This is a genomic window from Demequina litoralis (assembly GCF_030418455.1).
GTDB classification, from domain to species: domain Bacteria; phylum Actinomycetota; class Actinomycetes; order Actinomycetales; family Demequinaceae; genus Demequina; species Demequina litoralis.
Genome location: NZ_JAUHPW010000004.1, coordinates 106,857 through 122,967, shown reverse-complemented (window position 1 = coordinate 122,967; position 16,111 = coordinate 106,857). Strand labels below are relative to the sequence as shown.

Sequence of the window (16,111 nt, the reverse complement as noted above, 5' to 3'; positions counted from 1 at the left end):
TGCACCCTCAGCGCTCGCGTCATCTTCGAGCGTTTCGTCTTGGTCGGGGCGCCGTGGAGGAGGTCTCCATGCCGTCGTGGCCGTTCGTTGTTATCGAAAATTTATCAAAGTTCGCTAAGAAGGCAAGCCGAAGATGTGGCGCGCCTGATCTCGGCCCAGGATGCCGCGCCTTCCGTCGAGCGTGATCTCGACCGTCTCGGGACCCCCCGCGAGCCCCACCGTCGCTCCTGGCAGGACGCCGTTCTCGACCATCTCGCCGAGCAGCTGGAGGTCGGCCTGCGGGTGCTCCCCGATGCGGGTGAGTGTGACCTGCGCCACACCGTCGTCCACGAGGTCGGTCAGGCGGCGTTCGGCGGACGATGCGCCGGCATCCTCGACGCCGAGCTCGGACAGGCCGGGGATGGGGTTGCCGTAGGGCGACACGGTGGGCGCGTCGAGCACCTCGAGGAGCCGCCTCTCGACCCGCTCGCTCATCACATGCTCCCAGCGGCACGCCTCGTCGTGGACGTGCGCGAGGTCGAGCCCGATCACGTCGGTGAGGAGGCGCTCCGCGAGGCGGTGCTTGCGCATCACCCGCATCGCGAGCGCCTCCCCCTCGGCCGTGAGCTCGAGGTGGCGGTCCTCCGTCACGACGACGAGCCCGTCGCGCTCCATCCGGGCGATCGTCTGGGACACCGTCGGGCCGGCGTGGCCCAGGTGCTCCGCGAGGCGCGCGCGCATGGGCGTCACGCCGTCCTCGATCAGCTCGTAGATGGTGCGGAGGTACATCTCCGTCGTGTCGATGAGGTCCGTCATGACGAGTGGCGCCCCATTCCCAGGTAGCGCCAGCCGGCGTCGATCCACCGCTCGGCGGGCAGGCAGTTGCGGCCGTCGATGACGACCTTGCCGGCGACGAGGTCCGCGACGGCGTGCGGGTCGAGCGAGCGGAACTCCTTCCACTCGGTCGCCACGACGACGACCTCGGCGTCCTTGACCGCCTCCGCGGCGGACTCGGTGAAGGTCAGCGTGGGCCACACCTTGGCGGCGTTGGCCATCGCCTCCGGATCGAAGACGCGCACGTCGGCACCCTTGAGGTGGAGGCGACCGGCCACGTCCAGGGCCGGCGAGTCGCGGATGTCGTCCGACTCGGGCTTGAAGGCGGCGCCCAGCACCGCGACCTTGCCGCCCTGGAGCCGGCCGTTGAGCTCACCCTCGACCAGGCCGATGACGTGCTCACGGCGACGCATGTTGACGTCGTCGACCTCGCGCAGGAAGGTCAGCGCCTGGTCCACGCCCAGCTCGCCCGCACGCGCCATGAAGGCACGGATGTCCTTGGGCAGGCAGCCGCCGCCGAAGCCCAGGCCCGCGCCCAGGAACTTGCGGCCGATGCGCGCGTCGTGACCGATCGCGTCCGCCAGCTCGACCACGTCCGCACCGGTGGCCTCGCACACCTCCGCGATCGCGTTGATGAACGAGATCTTGGTCGCCAGGAACGCGTTGGCGGACACCTTGACCAGCTCCGCGGTCGCGAGGTCCGTCACGAGGAACGGCGTGTCACGCGAGATCGCGTCCGCGTAGACCTCGCGCGCGACCTCCTCGATGCGACCCGGACGGTCCTTGTCGACGCCGATGACGAGACGGTCGGGACGCAGCGTGTCCTCGACCGCGAAGCCCTCGCGCAGGAACTCGGGGTTCCAGCCCAGCTGCGCGTCGTCGCCCACCGGCGACAGCTCCCGCACCCGCGCGGCCAGGCGCGCCGCGGTGCCCACCGGCACCGTCGACTTGCCCAGGATCACCGCGGGACGCGTGATCAGCGGCGCGAGGGTCTCGATGACCGAGTCGACGAACGTCATGTCCGCCGCATACGACCCCTTCTTCTGCGGCGTGCCCACCCCGATGAAGTGGACGTCGGCGAACTCGGCCGCCTCGGCCGCATCGGTCGTGAACCGCAGCCGGCCCGACTCGACGTGCTTCCTCAGGAGCTCGGGCAGCCCGGGCTCGTAGAAGGGGACCTCGCCGCGCGAGAGACGCTCGATCTTGGCCGGGTCGATGTCGACACCGACCACCTCGTGACCGAGCTCCGCCATACCGGCCGCGTGCGTGGCCCCCAGATAACCGGTACCGAAAACGGAGATGCGAAGTGACATGCGCCCCAGGCTAGTGGAGTCCTAGACCTCGGTTGTAGGCACTTCGACCACGAACGTCGACCCGACCGCGTCGACCACGAGACGCCCGTCGCCGTGGGGCACGAACACGGCCTCGCCGCGCGACAGCGACACCGAGCCGCGCTCGCCGTGGACCGACGCGGTGCCGTCCACCGCGAGGACGATGCGCGGGCCGGGAGCGAAGGCCGCGGTGCCGCGCTCGACCATCGACAGGGCGAACTCGTCGACCGGCGTGGGGAAGCGCGTGACCGCGCCCTCGCGCTCGACGATCACCCGCGGCGGCGGGGTGGGCGTGCCGTCGGTGAGGTCGACGAGCAGGTCGATGTCGACGGGCTTGGGCGTGAGGCCCGCGCGCACCACGTTGTCGGAGTTCGCCATGATCTCGACGCCCACGCCCGACTGGTACGAGTGGATGACGCCCGCCGTGGTGAAGCACGCCTGGCCGGGCGTGAGGCGGACCACGTTGAGCGCGATGGCGACGAGCGCGCCCGGGTCGCCGGGGAACTCGAGCGCGGCCGCGGACGCGACGGCGAGGGACTCGGGCACGCCCGAGCGGCCGCCGACCTCGACAAGCGCCTCGAGCGCCGCCGGGGCCTCGGGGTCGCGCAGCACCTTCTGGATGTACTCGCCCAGCGCGACCGTCGGCTCGGTGGCGTTCGCGAGCTCCTCGGCCCAGCGCCGCGTGCAGGGCTGGCCCAGCCACACGAGGTCCTGCGCGACCGCGTTCGCGGGCCGGAAGCCGGCGAGCAGCGTCATCGGCGTGAGCGCGACGATCATCTCGGGCTTGTGCGAGCGGTCCTTGAAGGTGCGGGTGGGCGCGTCCGCGGGCACGCCGCGCGCGTCCTCGTCCTTGAAGCCCGCCTCGGCCTGGTCCAGCGTGGGGTGCACCTGGAGCGACAGCGGCTTCGCGATCGCGAGCACCTTGAGCAGGTACGGCAGGCGCTCCCAGCGGCCGGCGAGGTCCGGGCCGAGCATCGTCTCGGGGATCCGCGAGATGAGCTCGTCGAGCGGGAGCGCGTCGCCCGCGTGCAGGCCCGCCTCGTCGGCGCCGTCGTGGTGCGCGGCGGTCGCGAGCGCGGGGGCGGACGCGTGCGCGCCCCACCAGGCCTCGGCGACGGGCGCGCCGGAGCGCGGGCGGCCGACCAGGTCCTCGAGGACCTCGGTCATCCCCCACGCGTAGTTCTGAAGGGCAGGCTGAAGGCGGTACACGCCCGTAATGATGCCAGCAGGCCGCCATTACAGTGATGCCATGACGGAGATCATCACCATCCCCGCGGCCCTGCTGCCCCGCGACGGGCGCTTCGGCTCGGGCCCCTCGAAGGTGAGCGACGCCCAGCTGAAGGCCCTGGTGGACAGCCAGCCGGGCGTGCTCGGCACCTCGCACCGGCAGGCACCGGTCAAGGGCCTCGTGCGGGACGTCCGGGCGATGCTCGCCGAGCTCTACGCGCTCCCCGAGGGCTACGAGGTGATCCTCGGCAACGGCGGCTCGACGATGTTCTGGGACGCCGCGGCCTTCTCCCTCGTGCGCGAGCGCGCCCAGCACTGCGCGTTCGGCGAGTTCGGCTCGAAGTTCGCGAAGGCGACGGACCTCGCTCCCCACCTCGCCGCATCGTCCATCCGCACCGCCCCGGGCGGCGAGGCCGTGCTGCCCGAGGCCGAGGACGGCATCGACGTCTACGCGTGGCCGCACAACGAGACCTCGACGGGCGTCGCGGTGCCGGTCCTGCGCCCCGCCGGGATCGGCGACGCGCTGACCGTGGTGGACGCGACGTCCGCGGCCGGCGGCATCGAGGTCGACATCGCGCAGGCAGACGTCTACTACTTCGCGCCGCAGAAGAGCTTCGCGTCGGACGGCGGCCTGTGGTTCGCGATCATCTCCCCCGCCGCGATCGCGCGCATCGAGCAGATCGCGGCGAGCGGCCGGTGGATCCCGGAGTCGCTGTCGCTCAAGGTCGCACTCGACAACTCGCGCGCCGACCAGACGCTCAACACGCCCGCCGTCGCGACGCTCGTGATGATGCGGGCGCAGCTCGCCTGGATGCTCGCCGGCGGCGGGCTGGGCTTCGCGGCCGGCCGCTCGGCGCGGTCGTCGGGGACCCTCTACGACTGGGCCGCGGGGAGGGACTGGGCTGAGGCCTTCGTCACAGACCCTGGCCTGCGCTCCCCCGTGGTGGCGACCATCGATCTGCACCCGCGCGTCGACAGCGCCGAGCTCCGCCGACACCTCCGCGCTCAAGGGGTTGTCGATATTGACCCGTACAGGAAGCTCGGACGGAACCAGGTCCGCGTCGGCGTCTACCCGGCCGTGGATCCCGAGGACGTCGAGTCGCTGGTGCAGTGCATGGACTACCTCGTGGAGAGATTGCTGACATGACCGAAGAGCAGGAGGTGCTGGAGCGCACCCGCCGACGTCGTCGACGCGCTCCAGCCCTCCTGCTCGGCGGACTCCCGGTGCTTGTCGCATCCACCGCCCTCGCCGGGGCGTACTCGTTCGTCCCCGCGACCGCGTCCTACGCGCAGGACGCCTCCCCCGTCGTCGAGCCCGTCCGGGCCGAGCCCGTCGCGTCGATCCACGCGTCCGGCACCGCCGCGGACGCCTCGGACCTCCGCCGGGTAACGGTCACGGTCCCGCCGCCCGAGCCGGAGCCCGCGCCCGTGGCGGCCCCCGCATCGTCCACCACCACCGTGACGGGAGACGATGCGCCGGCAGCGCCCGCGACCTCGTCGCCGGCGGCCGCCCCCACCGTGAGCTTCACCTCGTACTGCGCGAACCCGCAGGCGCCCTCGTCCGCGTCGAGCGTGAGCGGGCTGCTCGCCGCGACCAACGCCGAGCGCGCCAAGCTGGGCATCGCGCCCCTCACGTGGGCGTCGGACCTCGCATCCGCGGCCACGAGCTGGTCGCAGCAGATGGCGGCGCAGGACTCGGGCACGTCCGCCCTGGCCGACGCCCTCACGCACAACCCCGGCCGCCCCGGCGCGGAGAACGTGGGCGTCGTCTACCGCTCGACCGGGCTCGCCGAGTCGAGCGCGATGGGCAAGCTCCACGTCAACTGGGTGTACTCGCCCGGGCACTGCGCCAACCTCATGAACCCCGCCTACACGCAGATGGGCGCCGGCGCCGCGGTGACCGAGGACGGCACCACCTGGTACGCGACGGAGAACTTCCGCTAGTCCACCTGGTGCTGGTGCGCGGGCCGCACGCGCGGCACCCACGCGAGGAAGCCGCCCGTGGTGCCGAGCCCGATCCCGCCGACCGCGAAGAAACCCACCGGCAGCGCGATCACCGCGCCCAGCGACACGAGCGCCGGCCCGGCCAGCCCGCCCACGTCCTGAAGGATCATCCAGATGCCGGTGAAGACGGAGCGCCCGCGCTCGGGGGCGACGTCGGCGCCGAGCGTCATGATGAGGCCCGACCCCCAGCCGTTGCCGATGCCCAGGATCAGCGCGGCGGCGGTCACCTGCGCGACGCCGTCGGTGAACGGCAGGGCGATGAAGCCTGCCGCGAGCAGCAGCGACGACGGGATCGCGGTCCACAGGCGCCCACGGCGGTCCATCGTCAGGCCGGCCGGGTAGAAGAGCAGCATGTCGATGCCGGCCGAGATCGAGAACACGAGCGTCGCGACCTCGGGGCTGAGGCCCACGTGCGTGGCCCACAGCGGGATGACCGCGATCCGGGCCTGCCGCAGCGCTCCCGTCGCGACCACCGTGACGCCGAGCGTGGTGAGGACGTGGCGCTGCTCGCGGGCCATCTGCGCGAGGGAGACGCGGTGGTCGGGGCGGACGATGCGGCGGTCGCCCCGCATGCCGACGGCCCCGAGGACGGCCATCGCCACCAGGATGCAGGCGGTGCCGAGCCAGTAGATGGCGTCGACGCCCCAGATCGCGATGAGCCCCGCGCCGAGGAGCGGGCCCACGAAGTTGGAGATGCGCCACACCCCCGCGAGCGAGGTGAGCGAGCGCGCGATGTAGCCGCTCGAGATGACGCCGAGGATCTGGTCCTGGCGGGCCACGTGGTACGACGCGTGGCCCAGCCCCACGAGCACCGCGCCGAGCATGAACACCGCGAGGTCGGGCGCGAGAGCCGCGACGGTCGAGCCCAGCGCGATCACGCCGTGCGTGACGAGCGCGGCGTGCGCGGAGCCGATGCGGTGGGCGAGGCCGCCGCCGAGCGCCGAGCCGGGCATGCGGCCCAGCTGGTACGCGACCACGGCGAGCGAGCCGAACGCGGCCGTGTGGCCCATGTCGATCACGCTGAGCGCGAGCACGGGCAGCATCGCGCCGATGCCGATCTCCGCGATGAAGGTGGGGACGTAGACGCGCGCCGCGAGGGCGCGCGCCGCCCGTCTCCGTGACGCCGGGGCGTCGGCCTCAGTCAGCCTGGCGCTCCTCCGCGGCGGGGTCCGCCTCCGTGGGCGCCTCGTCCATGGCGGTCTCGGCAGGCGCCTCGTCGGCGGGGGCGTCATCGACGACCTCCTCCGCGGGGGCCTCCTCGACCGCGACCTCCTCGGCGACCGGCTCGGCGACGTCCTCCGCGGGGGTCTCGGCGACCTCGTCCGCCGGCGCAGCCTCGGCCTTGGCCTCAGCCTCAGCCTCAGGCTCGACGTTCTCGGCCGCTGCCTCCACCTCGGGGGCCTCGTCGGCCTCAGCCTCCGGCTCCGGCTCGGCCGTGAGATCCATCTCGACCGCGACGTCATTCTCGAAGACGGGGTCCACGGCGGGCCACTGCGTGGCGCCGCGCTCGACGTCGGTCTCGGAGTGCGCGCCGCAGCCGTGGTCGACGCTCACCACCCGGCCATCGTCCGGCGACCACTCGTTCGAGCACGCGCCGAAGCGCATGCGCATCGAGCCCGCGAGCGGGATGAAGAAGGCGCAGGTCGAGCACGGCGAGGTCGACGCGATCGCGGACGCCGCGGTGGGGCCGTGCGAGCCGCGGTACCAGCGGTCGGCGACGTCGGCGCGGCCGTCGGGGCCGAGCACGCGCGGCCGGCCCAGGCCGAGCTCCCAGTTCGCGAGCCGGTCCTCGTCCTCGTCGCCGGCCGACTCGAAGCCCTGCACGAGGCGGGCGTCGTCCGGGATGTACGGCAGCACCATCGAGGGCTCGAGGTCGCCGGGGCGGACGCGGTCGGCCCACGGCACCCACGCGGGGGCGAGCAGCGCATCGTCCGCGGGCACGAGGTGCGCCTCGCACACGCTCGCGGCCTTCTGGCGCGGCGCGCGCGCGACGGTGACGGACCAGACCCAGCCGCGGTAGCCGGGCATGGTGCACGCGAAGAGGTGCGTGACGAGGCGGTCCTCCTCGACGACGGCGCGGAGGTGGTCGCCGACGAGAGCCTCGTCGCCGGCCGTCTCCACGGCGGCGTCGCGGGCGGTCTCGACGGCTTCGAGCAGCACGGCGTCCTTGGCCATCAGACGTCCAGCTGGTCCGCGACGGCGCGCAGCACGGCGGCGACCTGCTTGCCCTTGGCGGGCTCCGGGTACCGGCCCTTGCGGAGCGTGTTGGACACGCCGTCGAGCATCTTGATGAGGTCCTCGACAATCACGGTCATCTGGTCGGCGGGCTTGCGCATGTTCGCCGCGACCGACGGCGCCGGCTCGAGCACGGTGACGTTGAGGGCGGAGGGACCGCGGCGGCCGTCCGCCACCGAGTAGTCGACCTTCGCGCCCGGCTTCACGGTGGTGCCGGCGGGCAGGGCCGACGCGTGGAGGAAGACCTCCGAGCCGTCCTCGCTCGCGATGAATCCGAACCCCTTGTCGGAGTCGAACCACTTCACCTTTCCAGTGGGCACATCTACCTCGTTCGTCATGCGGGCACCGCGGTTCGGCGCCCCGCACGATTCTAGCCGGACCCTGCGACGGCGGGCCCCGGCGCACGGCCGCGGCGCCGCATCGTGCCGCGGGACGATGCGCCGTTTGGCGGGCGTTCACACGCGGACGATGCGCGGCTCCGGGAACGCTCCCGGCCGTTCTTTGCGCACGGAGGGGTGTTGTGGGCAGACTGGTGGGGTTGGGAGTCCCCGAACCGGTCGAGGTGAGAATGTCCACGGCTACGACGCCAGCCTGGCTGCTACCCGCGTTCGTGCGCGAGGCGGTCGCGGTGGGTGCTGCCGCGCCCGAGGACGACATCGCCGAGGCGGGCTCGCGCCTGCTGCGGCGGTGGGAGAACCCGGCCCGCCGCTTCCACGACGTCCGTCACCTGGTCGAGCTGCTCCAGCGCGTCGACGAGCTCCAGCAGGAGACCCGCCTGCCGCACTGCGTGCGGCTCGCGGCCTGGTACCACGGCGCGGTGTTCTCCTCCGACTCCGAGGCCGCCTACGCGCAGCGCGGCGGCGAGGACGAGGACGCGAGCGCCGAGTTCGCGCGGCTCGAGCTCCGCGACCTCGGCGTGCCCGACGCGAAGATCGACGCAGTCGCGGAGATGGTCAAGGGCCTCTCGCGGCACGCGGCCACCCCCGACACGCCGGACGCGCAGGTGCTGTCCGACGCGGACCTCGCGATCCTCGCCGCCGATCCGCAGCGCTACAAGGCCTACCTGGCGGACGTGCGCGAGGAGTATGCCGAGGTCCCCGACGACCGCTTCATGCGCAGCCGCCGCGCGATCGTGGGCAAGCTGCTCGCGCGCAACCGGCTCTACACGACGCCGCTCGGCGCGACGTGGGAGTCGCAGGCACGACAGAACCTCGCCGCCGAGGCCGCGCGCCTCGACAAGAAGATCGCGGCGATGTCCCCGGCCACGGACGCGGGCTGAGCCCTCCCCGGCCTCGCGGGAGGCGCCCCCGCGCGCTGCGCCCGCCTGCCTAGCCTCGGTGCACCGGTCGGACCGCCGGTCCGGCCCTCGCCACCGAGGAGGAAGCATGCAGTATCACGTCGACGCGGCCGAGGTCGCGGCCGCCTCCGCCCGCGCCGCCCGCTCGGCGGACGCGATCCGAGCCGAGGTCGCGGCGCTCATGGGGCAGCTGGCGGGCCTCGACTCCACGTGGCAGGGCTCCGCCGCCGCGGCATTCGCGGACGTGCGCGAGCAGTGGCGCGGCGCCCAGACCCATGTGGAGACCGCGCTCGACGCGATCACCACGGCGCTCGCGCACGCGGCGCGGTCCTACGAGGAGGCGGAGGCGACCGCGTCGCGGCTGTTCGCGCGGTGAGGCCTACGCTCGGGGGGTGATCCTCATCGACCCTCCGCTGTGGCCCAACCACGGGCGCATCTGGGGTCACCTCGTCTCGGACGAGTCGCTCGCGGAGCTGCACACGTTCGCCGACCGTGCCGGGATCCCGCCGCGGGCCTTCGACCGCGACCACTACGACTACCCGGAGGAGCGGCGCGAGGCGCTCGTGGCGCTCGGCGCCGTCGAGGTGTCGACGCGCGAGCTGATCCGCCGCCTCCGCGCCTCGGGCCTGCGGGTGACGGCGGCACAGCGCCGCGCGGATTCCCAATGACAAGGGTGACAGGTGGGACTCGAGCCGCCGCCCGCGCCGGTCACACCCTTCACCTGTGTCATGGGGAATCAGCGCCGTGCATCCACGTATCTCACCCCTGGCGCTAATTGACAGGTGTCAATAGTCTGGAGGGACACGTGACGCGACGAGGCGCACGATGGCCGTGCTCCGCCTCGCGCACCCGACGAGAGGAGACGCCGTGAAGGCATGGCAGTTCACCGGCACCCACCAGCCGCTCGCGCTCAACGAGTTCCCCGACCCCACGCCCGGGCCCGGCGAGGTCGTGCTCGAGGTCAAGGCGGCCGGACTGTGCCACTCCGACGTGGGCGTGCTCGAGGACGAGGGCTGGCTCGCCCTCCTCCCGGTCCTCCCCGTGACGATGGGCCACGAGATCGCCGGCGTCGTCACCGCCATCGGCGACGGTGTCGAGGGCTACGCGGTCGGCGACCGCGTGGGCGTATGCCCCACCGGGGGCTCGGGCGTCGCTCCCGGCTACGGCCGCGACGGCGGCTTCGCCCCGCTGCACCGCGTACCCGCGATCGACCTCGTGCGCATGCCCGAGGGCCTGCCCTTCGACCTCGCCGCCGCGGGCACCGACGCCGGCATGACCTCGTACCACGCGATCGCGACGATCGGCGAGGTGAAGGCGGGCGACAAGGTGGCCGTGATCGGCCTCGGCGGCCTCGGGCAGATCGGCGCGCGCGTCGCGGTGGTCAAGGGCGCCGACGTCACGGCGGTCGAGATCAACGAGGAGGTCTGGCCGCTCGCGCAGGAGATCGGCGCGTCCCGCGTGGTCAAGGACATCGCGGAGCTCGCCGGCGGCGACTTCGACCTCGTGGTCGACTATGCCGGCTTCGGCACCACGACCGCGGGCGCGGTCGACGCGATCCGTCGCGACGGCACCATCGTGGTGGTGGGCATGGGCCGGCTCGAGGCGACGCTCAACACGCGCGACGTGATTCTCAAGCAGGCCCGGATCCTCGGCTCGAATGGCGGCACCCTCGACGACGTCGCCGAGGTCTACGCGCTGTTCGCCTCGGGCGAGGTCGAGCCGCAGGTCGCCACCATCGGCTTCGACGAGATCCCCGAGGGCATCGAGCGGCTCAAGCGGGGCGAGGTACGGGGCAGGCTCGTGGCGCTGCTGTAGCCGGCCGCGCATCGTCCCTCGCCGACCCACGGGAGCCACGGGACCCGCCCGACCGACGCAAGCCGCCGTCGACCCCAGTCACATCCTTCACCCTTGTCATTGGGAATCGCGCCCGCCGACGACGAAGGCCCCCGCCCCCGGCGAACCGGGGACGGAGGCCTTCGCGCTGGCTTCGTGCGAGAAGCGCGAGACGGGCTTAGAAGCCCATGCCGCCCATGTCGGGCGCGCCGCCGGCCGGCATGGCCGGCTCGGGCTCGGGCTTGTCGGCGACGACGGCCTCGGTGGTGAGGAACAGCGCCGCGATCGACGCCGCGTTCTGCAGCGCCGAGCGGGTCACCTTGACCGGGTCGTTGACGCCCGCGGCGAGCAGGTCGACGTACTCGCCGGTCGCGGCGTTGAGGCCGAAGTGGACCGGGAGGCCCTTGACCTTCTCCACGACGACGCCGCCCTCGAGGCCGGCGTTGATCGCGATCTGGCGCAGCGGCGCGGTGATCGCGGCCTCGACGATGCGGGCACCGGTGGCCTCGTCACCCTCGAGCTCGAGACCCTCGAACGCGGTGGTGCCAGCCTGGATGAGGGCCACGCCACCACCGGCGACGATGCCCTCCTCGACGGCGGCCTTCGCGTTGCGGACGGCGTCCTCGATGCGGTGCTTGCGCTCCTTGAGCTCGACCTCGGTGGCCGCGCCCGCCTTGATGACGGCGACGCCGCCGGCGAGCTTGGCGAGGCGCTCCTGGAGCTTCTCGCGGTCGTAGTCCGAGTCGGAGTTGTCGATCTCGGCGCGGATCTGGCGGACGCGGCCCTGGAGCTGCTCCTCCGAACCGGCACCCTCGACGATGGTGGTCTCGTCCTTGGTCACGACGACCTTGCGCGCCTGACCGAGGAGCTCGAGGCCCGCGCTGTCGAGCGAGAGGCCGACCGACTCCGAGATGACGGTACCGCCGGTGAGGATCGCCATGTCCTGCAGCATCGCCTTGCGGCGGTCGCCGAAGCCCGGCGCCTTGACGGCGACGGCCTTGAAGGTGCCACGGATCTTGTTGACGACGAGGGTCGCGAGGGCCTCGGACTCGACGTCCTCGGCGATGATCATCAGCGGCTTGCCGGTCTGCATGACCTTCTCGAGCACGGGCACGAGGTCCTTGACGGAGCCGATCTTCGACTCGACGAGCAGGATGTACGCGTCCTCGAGGACGGCCTCCTGGCGCTCCGGGTCGGTGACGAAGTAGGCCGAGAGGAAGCCCTTGTCGAAGCGCATGCCCTCGGTCAGCTCGAGCTCGAGGCCCAGAGCCGAGGACTCCTCGACGGTGATGACACCCTCCTTGCCGACCTTGTCCATCGCCTCGGCGATGAGCTCGCCGATCGCGGGGTCGCCGGCCGAGATGCCCGCGGTCGCGGCGATCTCGTCCTTGGTCTCGACCTCCTTGGCCGCCTCGAGCAGCTCGGCGGTCACGGCCTCGACGGCCTTCTCGATGCCCTTCTTGAGGGCGATCGGGTTGGCGCCGGCGGCCACGTTGCGCAGACCCTGCTGCACGAGCGCCTGGGCGAGCACGGTCGCGGTGGTGGTGCCGTCACCGGCGACGTCGTCGGTCTTCTTGGCGACCTCCTTGACGAGCTCCGCGCCGATCTTCTCGAAGGGCTCGTCGAGCTCGATCTCCTTGGCGATGGAGACGCCGTCGTTCGTGATGGTGGGGGCGCCCCACTTCTTCTCGAGCACGACGTTGCGACCCTTGGGTCCAAGAGTGACCTTGACGGCGTCGGCGAGGGCGTTCATGCCCCGCTCCATGCCGCGGCGGGCCTCCTCATCGAAGGCAATGATCTTTGCCATGGGGGTAGTACCTCTTCCGATGGATGACGGTCCCCCACCGCCCGCGACGGACGATGCGGAGCCCGGCGTTCCTGTCACGCCGTGCCCCGCACCTCGGCGGAGAACCCTAGGTCTCTTAGCACTCGCACCTGGCGAGTGCTAACGCCGATTCTGGCACTCTCCCCCGTCGAGTGCAAACGCCGTGGAGCCTGTTCGCCGACGGCGTGGCGCGCATCGTCCGCACCGGGGACGATGCGGCGGTCCGGCGGTCCCGCTACTGCGAGACGATCTGGACCTCGATGTCGGCGAGGGTCTCGGTGTCGCCGAACTCGACCGCGTCGATGCCGAGCAGGTCGGCGACCTCCTGGGCGGTGTCGGCGCGCTCCTCGCTGTCGTAGATCACGACGTTGGCGGAGGGCGAGCCGGTGAGGTTCGCGGCGGAGACGTCGGTGAAGCCGGCGTCCGTGAGGATCGACGCCCGCTCGCCGGCGAGGCCGGAGACGCCGGTGCCGTTGAGCACCGCGATCGGGGCGTCGTACGAGATGACCGGCTCGGGCTCGGGGGTGACGCTGGGCTCGGGCTCGGCGGTCTCGCTCGGCTCCACGGTGGCGGAGGCGGAGACGCTCGGCTCGGGCGTCGCCGACGCGGACGCGCTGGGCTCGGTCGAGGCCGTCACGGAGGGCGTGGCCGAGGAGTCGGAGCCGCTGCCGGTGTCCCACAGGAACCGCGCGACGCCGAAGGCCAGCAGGCCGGCGACGACGAACACGACCACGGGGACCACGATGATCCACCACCACGGGCGGGGCGCGCGGTGCACGCCCACGGGGCCGCCGCTCTCGGCGATCTCGTCGAACTCGTCTCGCGGATACTCGTCGGTCACGGGCACACCCTATCGGTCGGAGGTCAGGCGTCCCCGGCACGCGTGGCGCGGCCGCGGCCGCGCGTCGCCCGCATGCGTCGCAGGCGCTGCACGAGCACGGGATCGTGGGCCAGCGCCGCCGGGTCGTCGATGAGCGAGTTGAGCACCTGGTAGTACTGCGTCGCGGTGAGCCCGAAGCGCTCCCGGACGGCGTCCTCCTTGGCGCCGGCGAACCGCCACCAGCCCCGCTCGAAGGAGAGGATGTCGGCGTCGCGCTCGGTCAGCCCGGCCGGCTCGACCGCCGCTGCGGCACCCGCGTCCATCCGTCCCCCTCTCGTGATGGCCTCCACCCTAACCGCGCGTACGGGACGCTCCGGACAGGCGCGCGGCGGGCGCGCCCGGCTGCCGCCGCCCGCCGCCCGGCCCGCGCATCGTCCCCTCGCTAGGGTGGCCGCGTGGACGATGCGTGGCGCACCCGGGTGGCCCCCGACTGGGCCGCCGCGCTCGCGCCCGCGGAGCCGACGCTCGCCGCGCTCGAGGCCTTCCTGCGCGCGGAGGCCGCGGCCGGCCGCGGCTACCTGCCGGACCCCGACGCGGTGCTGCGCGCCTTCACGCTGCCGCTCGCGGACGTGCGCGTCCTGCTCGTGGGGCAGGACCCCTACCCCACCCCCGGTGACCCGGTGGGGCTCAGCTTCTCCGTGCCGCCGGACCACCCCATGCCCCGCTCGCTGCGCAACGTCGCGCGCGAGCTGCACGACGACACCGGCGAGATGCTCACCTCGGGCGACCTGTCGCACTGGCACGCGCAGGGGGTGATGCTGCTCAACCGGGTGCTCACGGTGCGTCCGGGCGAGGCCGGCTCGCACCGCCGGCGCGGCTGGGAGGAGGTCACGGGGCTCGCGATCGAGGCGCTCGCCGCGCACGGCGGTCCGCTCGTGGCGATCCTGTGGGGCAACGATGCGCGGGCGCTGGGCCCGCTGCTCGGGGACGTGCCGCGCGTCGAGTCCGCGCACCCGAGCCCGCTGAGCGCGTCGCGCGGCTTCCTCGGGTCGCGGCCGTTCTCGCGGGTGAACCGCCTGCTCGAGGAGCAGGGCGCGGGCCCGATCCGCTGGGGCACGCCCGCCGGCGACGGGCTGTTCTGACCGGCCCCGGCGCGCGCGGGAGGAGGTGGAGCTGGCAGCGGGACTCGAACCCGCAACCTTCGCTTTACAAGAGCGCTGCGCTACCGATTGCGCCATGCCAGCCTGCGGCGGCCAGGATACCGGGCGGCCGCCCCGCCCCCGACGCGCGAGCGCCGCACCGTCCCGGAGGACGATGCGGCGCTCGGGCGGAGAGTCCTAGGAGCCGAGGCCCTCGAGGTAGGCCTTGAGCACGCCCTCCTCGAAGTAGTTGACGTCCTCGAGGATCGCGCCGTCCGCGAAGTCGCCCGACTCGGACACGCGCACCGTCGGGGTGCCCTGCATGCCGTCGACGGAGGCCTGCTGCGTCGCCGCGGTGGCCCACTTCTTGAAGTCGGTGTCGTCGAGGTTCGCGACCACGTCGTCCGGGATGCCGACGAGGCTCGCGAGGTCCGCGATCTCGTCGTCGCTCAGGCCGGTGGTGTTCTCCTCGGGCTGGTTGGCGAACATCGTCGCCATGAAGTCGTTGAAGTACTCCGGCGCCTGGTCGGCGACCACGCCGGCCGCGCCCGCCGAGCGGGTCGAGAACTCGGTGCCCGAGCTGAAGCGGTCGAGGATCGAGATCGGGTGGTAGTACAGCGCGATGTCGCCGGCCTCGCGCAGCTCGTTCAGGTCGTCCGCGTTGATCGCCTCGAAGGTGCCGCAGATGGGGCACATGAAGTCGAGGTAGACGTCGACGCGCGGCACGTCGACCGGCACGTCCTCGCCGACCACGCCGCCGGTGCCGACGGGGATGCCGCCGGTCGCGTCCGCGGCGGCCGGGGCGGTCGCGCCCTCGGCGCCGAGCTCCGGCACCTTGCTCTGGTTGACAATGAAGAAGATGAGGCCGCCGAAGAGGACGAGGCCCACCACGGAGCCCGCGATGATCATCATGGTCGTGCGGCGTTCCTTGGCGCGCACCTGCGCCTGCGCCTTGGCCTTGGCGGCCGCGCGTGCGTCGCCCTTGGTGTTCTTGGCGGACATGGATCTCTCCAGGGGTTCGTAAGTCGGGGTCAGCAGAAATCTAGACGATGCGCGTCACGCGGCCCGCATCCAGCCGTCCGCGGAGAACCTCGACCGCGGCCAGATGAGCAGGTACGTGCCCAGCGCGACGAAGCCGGCGCGTTCGAGCATGTGCAGCGGGTAGTTGGTGGTGCCCTCGGCGACCTCGCCGCCGCCGCCGAAGCAGCCGCAGTCGATGCTCAGCCCGTGCGCCCACGCCCAGATCACACCCGTGACGAAGCCCGCCATCATGACGAGCCACACGATCGCCGACAGGCGCGTGAACAGGCCCGCGAAGAGGAACAGCGCGAGGACGAGCTCGACGAACGGGAGCATGGTGCCCACGAGCGGCACGACCGCCTCGGGCAGGATCCGGTAGGCGCGCACCGCGATGATCGACTGCGGGATGTCCACCATCTTGGGGACCGCGGCCGCGACGAGGATGACCGCCATCGCCACGCGCACCACGAGGCTCAGCCACGGCTGCACCGTCGCCCACCGCCCGGCGGGCGCCTCGCTCTGGGCCTCGATCGCCTCGGTGCTCATCGTCGCTCTCCTCGTCTCGCG

Annotated in this window: 18 protein-coding genes and 1 tRNA gene; 7 read left to right on the top strand and 12 right to left on the bottom strand. The window is 72.6% G+C overall.

Annotated elements, in window-relative coordinates:
• Positions 1-114: 114 nt before the first annotated feature.
• Genes QQX09_RS06520 through manA form a run of 3 tightly spaced genes read right to left on the bottom strand, consistent with a single transcriptional unit; the run spans position 115 to position 3,353 of the window.
• Positions 115-795 (bottom strand): metal-dependent transcriptional regulator, encoded by a 681-nt coding sequence (locus QQX09_RS06520; protein WP_301132612.1) that lies wholly within the window; start codon positions 793-795, stop codon positions 115-117.
• Positions 792-2,126 carry a UDP-glucose dehydrogenase family protein gene (locus tag QQX09_RS06515; RefSeq protein WP_301132610.1) on the bottom strand — a complete coding sequence of 445 codons (1,335 nt, stop codon included), beginning with the start codon at positions 2,124-2,126 and terminating at the stop codon, positions 792-794. Before QQX09_RS06515 ends, QQX09_RS06520 begins: the two co-directional genes overlap by 4 nt.
• A gap of 21 nt (positions 2,127-2,147) precedes the next feature.
• Entirely contained in the window at positions 2,148-3,353 is a 1,206-nt protein-coding gene (manA, locus tag QQX09_RS06510) for a mannose-6-phosphate isomerase, class I (RefSeq protein WP_301132608.1), read from the bottom strand.
• Positions 3,354-3,393: 40 nt separating this feature from the next.
• Between manA and serC the strand changes: the two genes are divergently transcribed.
• Positions 3,394-4,518: a phosphoserine transaminase gene (gene serC, locus QQX09_RS06505; protein ID WP_301132606.1), complete on the top strand. Its 1,125-nt coding sequence runs from the start codon at positions 3,394-3,396 to the stop codon at positions 4,516-4,518.
• Entirely contained in the window at positions 4,515-5,315 is an 801-nt protein-coding gene (locus QQX09_RS06500) for a CAP domain-containing protein (protein WP_301132599.1), read from the top strand. The genes serC and QQX09_RS06500 overlap by 4 nt, the downstream gene beginning before the upstream one ends.
• Here QQX09_RS06500 and QQX09_RS06495 read toward each other — a convergent pair.
• Genes QQX09_RS06495 through QQX09_RS06485 form a run of 3 tightly spaced genes read right to left on the bottom strand, consistent with a single transcriptional unit; the run spans position 5,312 to position 7,930 of the window.
• Entirely contained in the window at positions 5,312-6,607 is a 1,296-nt protein-coding gene (locus QQX09_RS06495) for an MFS transporter (RefSeq protein WP_367307550.1), read from the bottom strand. The genes QQX09_RS06500 and QQX09_RS06495 overlap by 4 nt on opposite strands.
• A complete protein-coding gene (locus QQX09_RS06490) occupies positions 6,513-7,550 on the bottom strand; it encodes a DUF3027 domain-containing protein (RefSeq protein WP_301132588.1) in 1,038 nt (345 codons plus the stop codon). The genes QQX09_RS06495 and QQX09_RS06490 overlap by 95 nt, the downstream gene beginning before the upstream one ends.
• Complete coding sequence (locus tag QQX09_RS06485; RefSeq protein WP_301132948.1) at positions 7,550-7,930, bottom strand: cold-shock protein; 381 nt, start codon at positions 7,928-7,930, stop codon at positions 7,550-7,552. The genes QQX09_RS06490 and QQX09_RS06485 overlap by 1 nt, the downstream gene beginning before the upstream one ends.
• Before the next feature lie 248 nt (positions 7,931-8,178).
• Here QQX09_RS06485 and QQX09_RS06480 point away from each other — a divergent pair, with 248 nt between their 5' ends.
• From QQX09_RS06480 to QQX09_RS06465, 4 genes are all read left to right on the top strand, one after another.
• Positions 8,179-8,889 carry an HD domain-containing protein gene (locus QQX09_RS06480; protein WP_301132585.1) on the top strand — a complete coding sequence of 237 codons (711 nt, stop codon included), beginning with the start codon at positions 8,179-8,181 and terminating at the stop codon, positions 8,887-8,889.
• A gap of 106 nt (positions 8,890-8,995) precedes the next feature.
• Positions 8,996-9,283 (top strand): WXG100 family type VII secretion target, encoded by a 288-nt coding sequence (locus QQX09_RS06475; protein WP_301132582.1) that lies wholly within the window; start codon positions 8,996-8,998, stop codon positions 9,281-9,283.
• 16 nt (positions 9,284-9,299) lie between these two features.
• Positions 9,300-9,575, top strand: coding sequence for a DUF4031 domain-containing protein (locus QQX09_RS06470; RefSeq protein ID WP_301132580.1), 276 nt, complete (start codon positions 9,300-9,302; stop codon positions 9,573-9,575).
• 199 nt (positions 9,576-9,774) lie between these two features.
• Positions 9,775-10,722: a zinc-binding dehydrogenase gene (locus tag QQX09_RS06465; protein ID WP_301132578.1), complete on the top strand. Its 948-nt coding sequence runs from the start codon at positions 9,775-9,777 to the stop codon at positions 10,720-10,722.
• Between the two features lie 196 nt (positions 10,723-10,918).
• On the opposite strand, the gene groL is transcribed toward QQX09_RS06465, so the two are convergent.
• The 3 genes from groL to QQX09_RS06450 all read right to left on the bottom strand — a co-directional run bounded on the left by groL (position 10,919) and on the right by QQX09_RS06450 (position 13,708).
• Positions 10,919-12,547: a chaperonin GroEL gene (gene groL / locus QQX09_RS06460; protein WP_301132576.1), complete on the bottom strand. Its 1,629-nt coding sequence runs from the start codon at positions 12,545-12,547 to the stop codon at positions 10,919-10,921.
• 253 nt (positions 12,548-12,800) lie between these two features.
• Positions 12,801-13,406 (bottom strand): LytR C-terminal domain-containing protein, encoded by a 606-nt coding sequence (locus tag QQX09_RS06455; RefSeq protein ID WP_301132574.1) that lies wholly within the window; start codon positions 13,404-13,406, stop codon positions 12,801-12,803.
• Between the two features lie 23 nt (positions 13,407-13,429).
• On the bottom strand, positions 13,430-13,708 hold the full coding sequence (locus QQX09_RS06450) for a DUF3263 domain-containing protein (RefSeq protein WP_301132572.1): 279 nt from the start codon (positions 13,706-13,708) through the stop codon (positions 13,430-13,432).
• Positions 13,709-13,840: 132 nt separating this feature from the next.
• On the opposite strand from QQX09_RS06450, the gene QQX09_RS06445 reads away from it, so the two are divergent.
• Positions 13,841-14,527, top strand: coding sequence for a uracil-DNA glycosylase (locus QQX09_RS06445; protein ID WP_301132570.1), 687 nt, complete (start codon positions 13,841-13,843; stop codon positions 14,525-14,527).
• 26 nt (positions 14,528-14,553) lie between these two features.
• Here the strand turns inward: QQX09_RS06445 and QQX09_RS06440 are convergent.
• The 3 genes from QQX09_RS06440 to QQX09_RS06430 all read right to left on the bottom strand — a co-directional run bounded on the left by QQX09_RS06440 (position 14,554) and on the right by QQX09_RS06430 (position 16,090).
• A tRNA-Thr gene (locus QQX09_RS06440) sits at positions 14,554-14,629 on the bottom strand.
• Between the two features lie 93 nt (positions 14,630-14,722).
• Complete coding sequence (locus QQX09_RS06435) at positions 14,723-15,526, bottom strand: DsbA family protein (protein WP_301132568.1); 804 nt, start codon at positions 15,524-15,526, stop codon at positions 14,723-14,725.
• Positions 15,527-15,580: 54 nt separating this feature from the next.
• Positions 15,581-16,090 carry a MauE/DoxX family redox-associated membrane protein gene (locus QQX09_RS06430; protein WP_301132566.1) on the bottom strand — a complete coding sequence of 170 codons (510 nt, stop codon included), beginning with the start codon at positions 16,088-16,090 and terminating at the stop codon, positions 15,581-15,583.
• Positions 16,091-16,111 lie beyond the last annotated feature (21 nt).

Coding starts and splice junctions, on each gene's coding strand:
- QQX09_RS06495 (WP_367307550.1), bottom strand. CDS start 6,607: ATGACGCCCCCGCCGACGAGGCGCCTGCCGAGACCGCCATGGACGAGG.
- QQX09_RS06435 (WP_301132568.1), bottom strand. CDS start 15,526: ATGTCCGCCAAGAACACCAAGGGCGACGCACGCGCGGCCGCCAAGGCC.
- QQX09_RS06475 (WP_301132582.1), top strand. CDS start 8,996: ATGCAGTATCACGTCGACGCGGCCGAGGTCGCGGCCGCCTCCGCCCGC.
- serC (WP_301132606.1), top strand. CDS start 3,394: ATGACGGAGATCATCACCATCCCCGCGGCCCTGCTGCCCCGCGACGGG.
- QQX09_RS06480 (WP_301132585.1), top strand. CDS start 8,179: ATGTCCACGGCTACGACGCCAGCCTGGCTGCTACCCGCGTTCGTGCGC.
- QQX09_RS06515 (WP_301132610.1), bottom strand. CDS start 2,126: ATGTCACTTCGCATCTCCGTTTTCGGTACCGGTTATCTGGGGGCCACG.
- QQX09_RS06430 (WP_301132566.1), bottom strand. CDS start 16,090: ATGAGCACCGAGGCGATCGAGGCCCAGAGCGAGGCGCCCGCCGGGCGG.
- QQX09_RS06450 (WP_301132572.1), bottom strand. CDS start 13,708: ATGGACGCGGGTGCCGCAGCGGCGGTCGAGCCGGCCGGGCTGACCGAG.
- groL (WP_301132576.1), bottom strand. CDS start 12,547: ATGGCAAAGATCATTGCCTTCGATGAGGAGGCCCGCCGCGGCATGGAG.
- QQX09_RS06520 (WP_301132612.1), bottom strand. CDS start 795: ATGACGGACCTCATCGACACGACGGAGATGTACCTCCGCACCATCTAC.
- QQX09_RS06490 (WP_301132588.1), bottom strand. CDS start 7,550: ATGGCCAAGGACGCCGTGCTGCTCGAAGCCGTCGAGACCGCCCGCGAC.
- QQX09_RS06500 (WP_301132599.1), top strand. CDS start 4,515: ATGACCGAAGAGCAGGAGGTGCTGGAGCGCACCCGCCGACGTCGTCGA.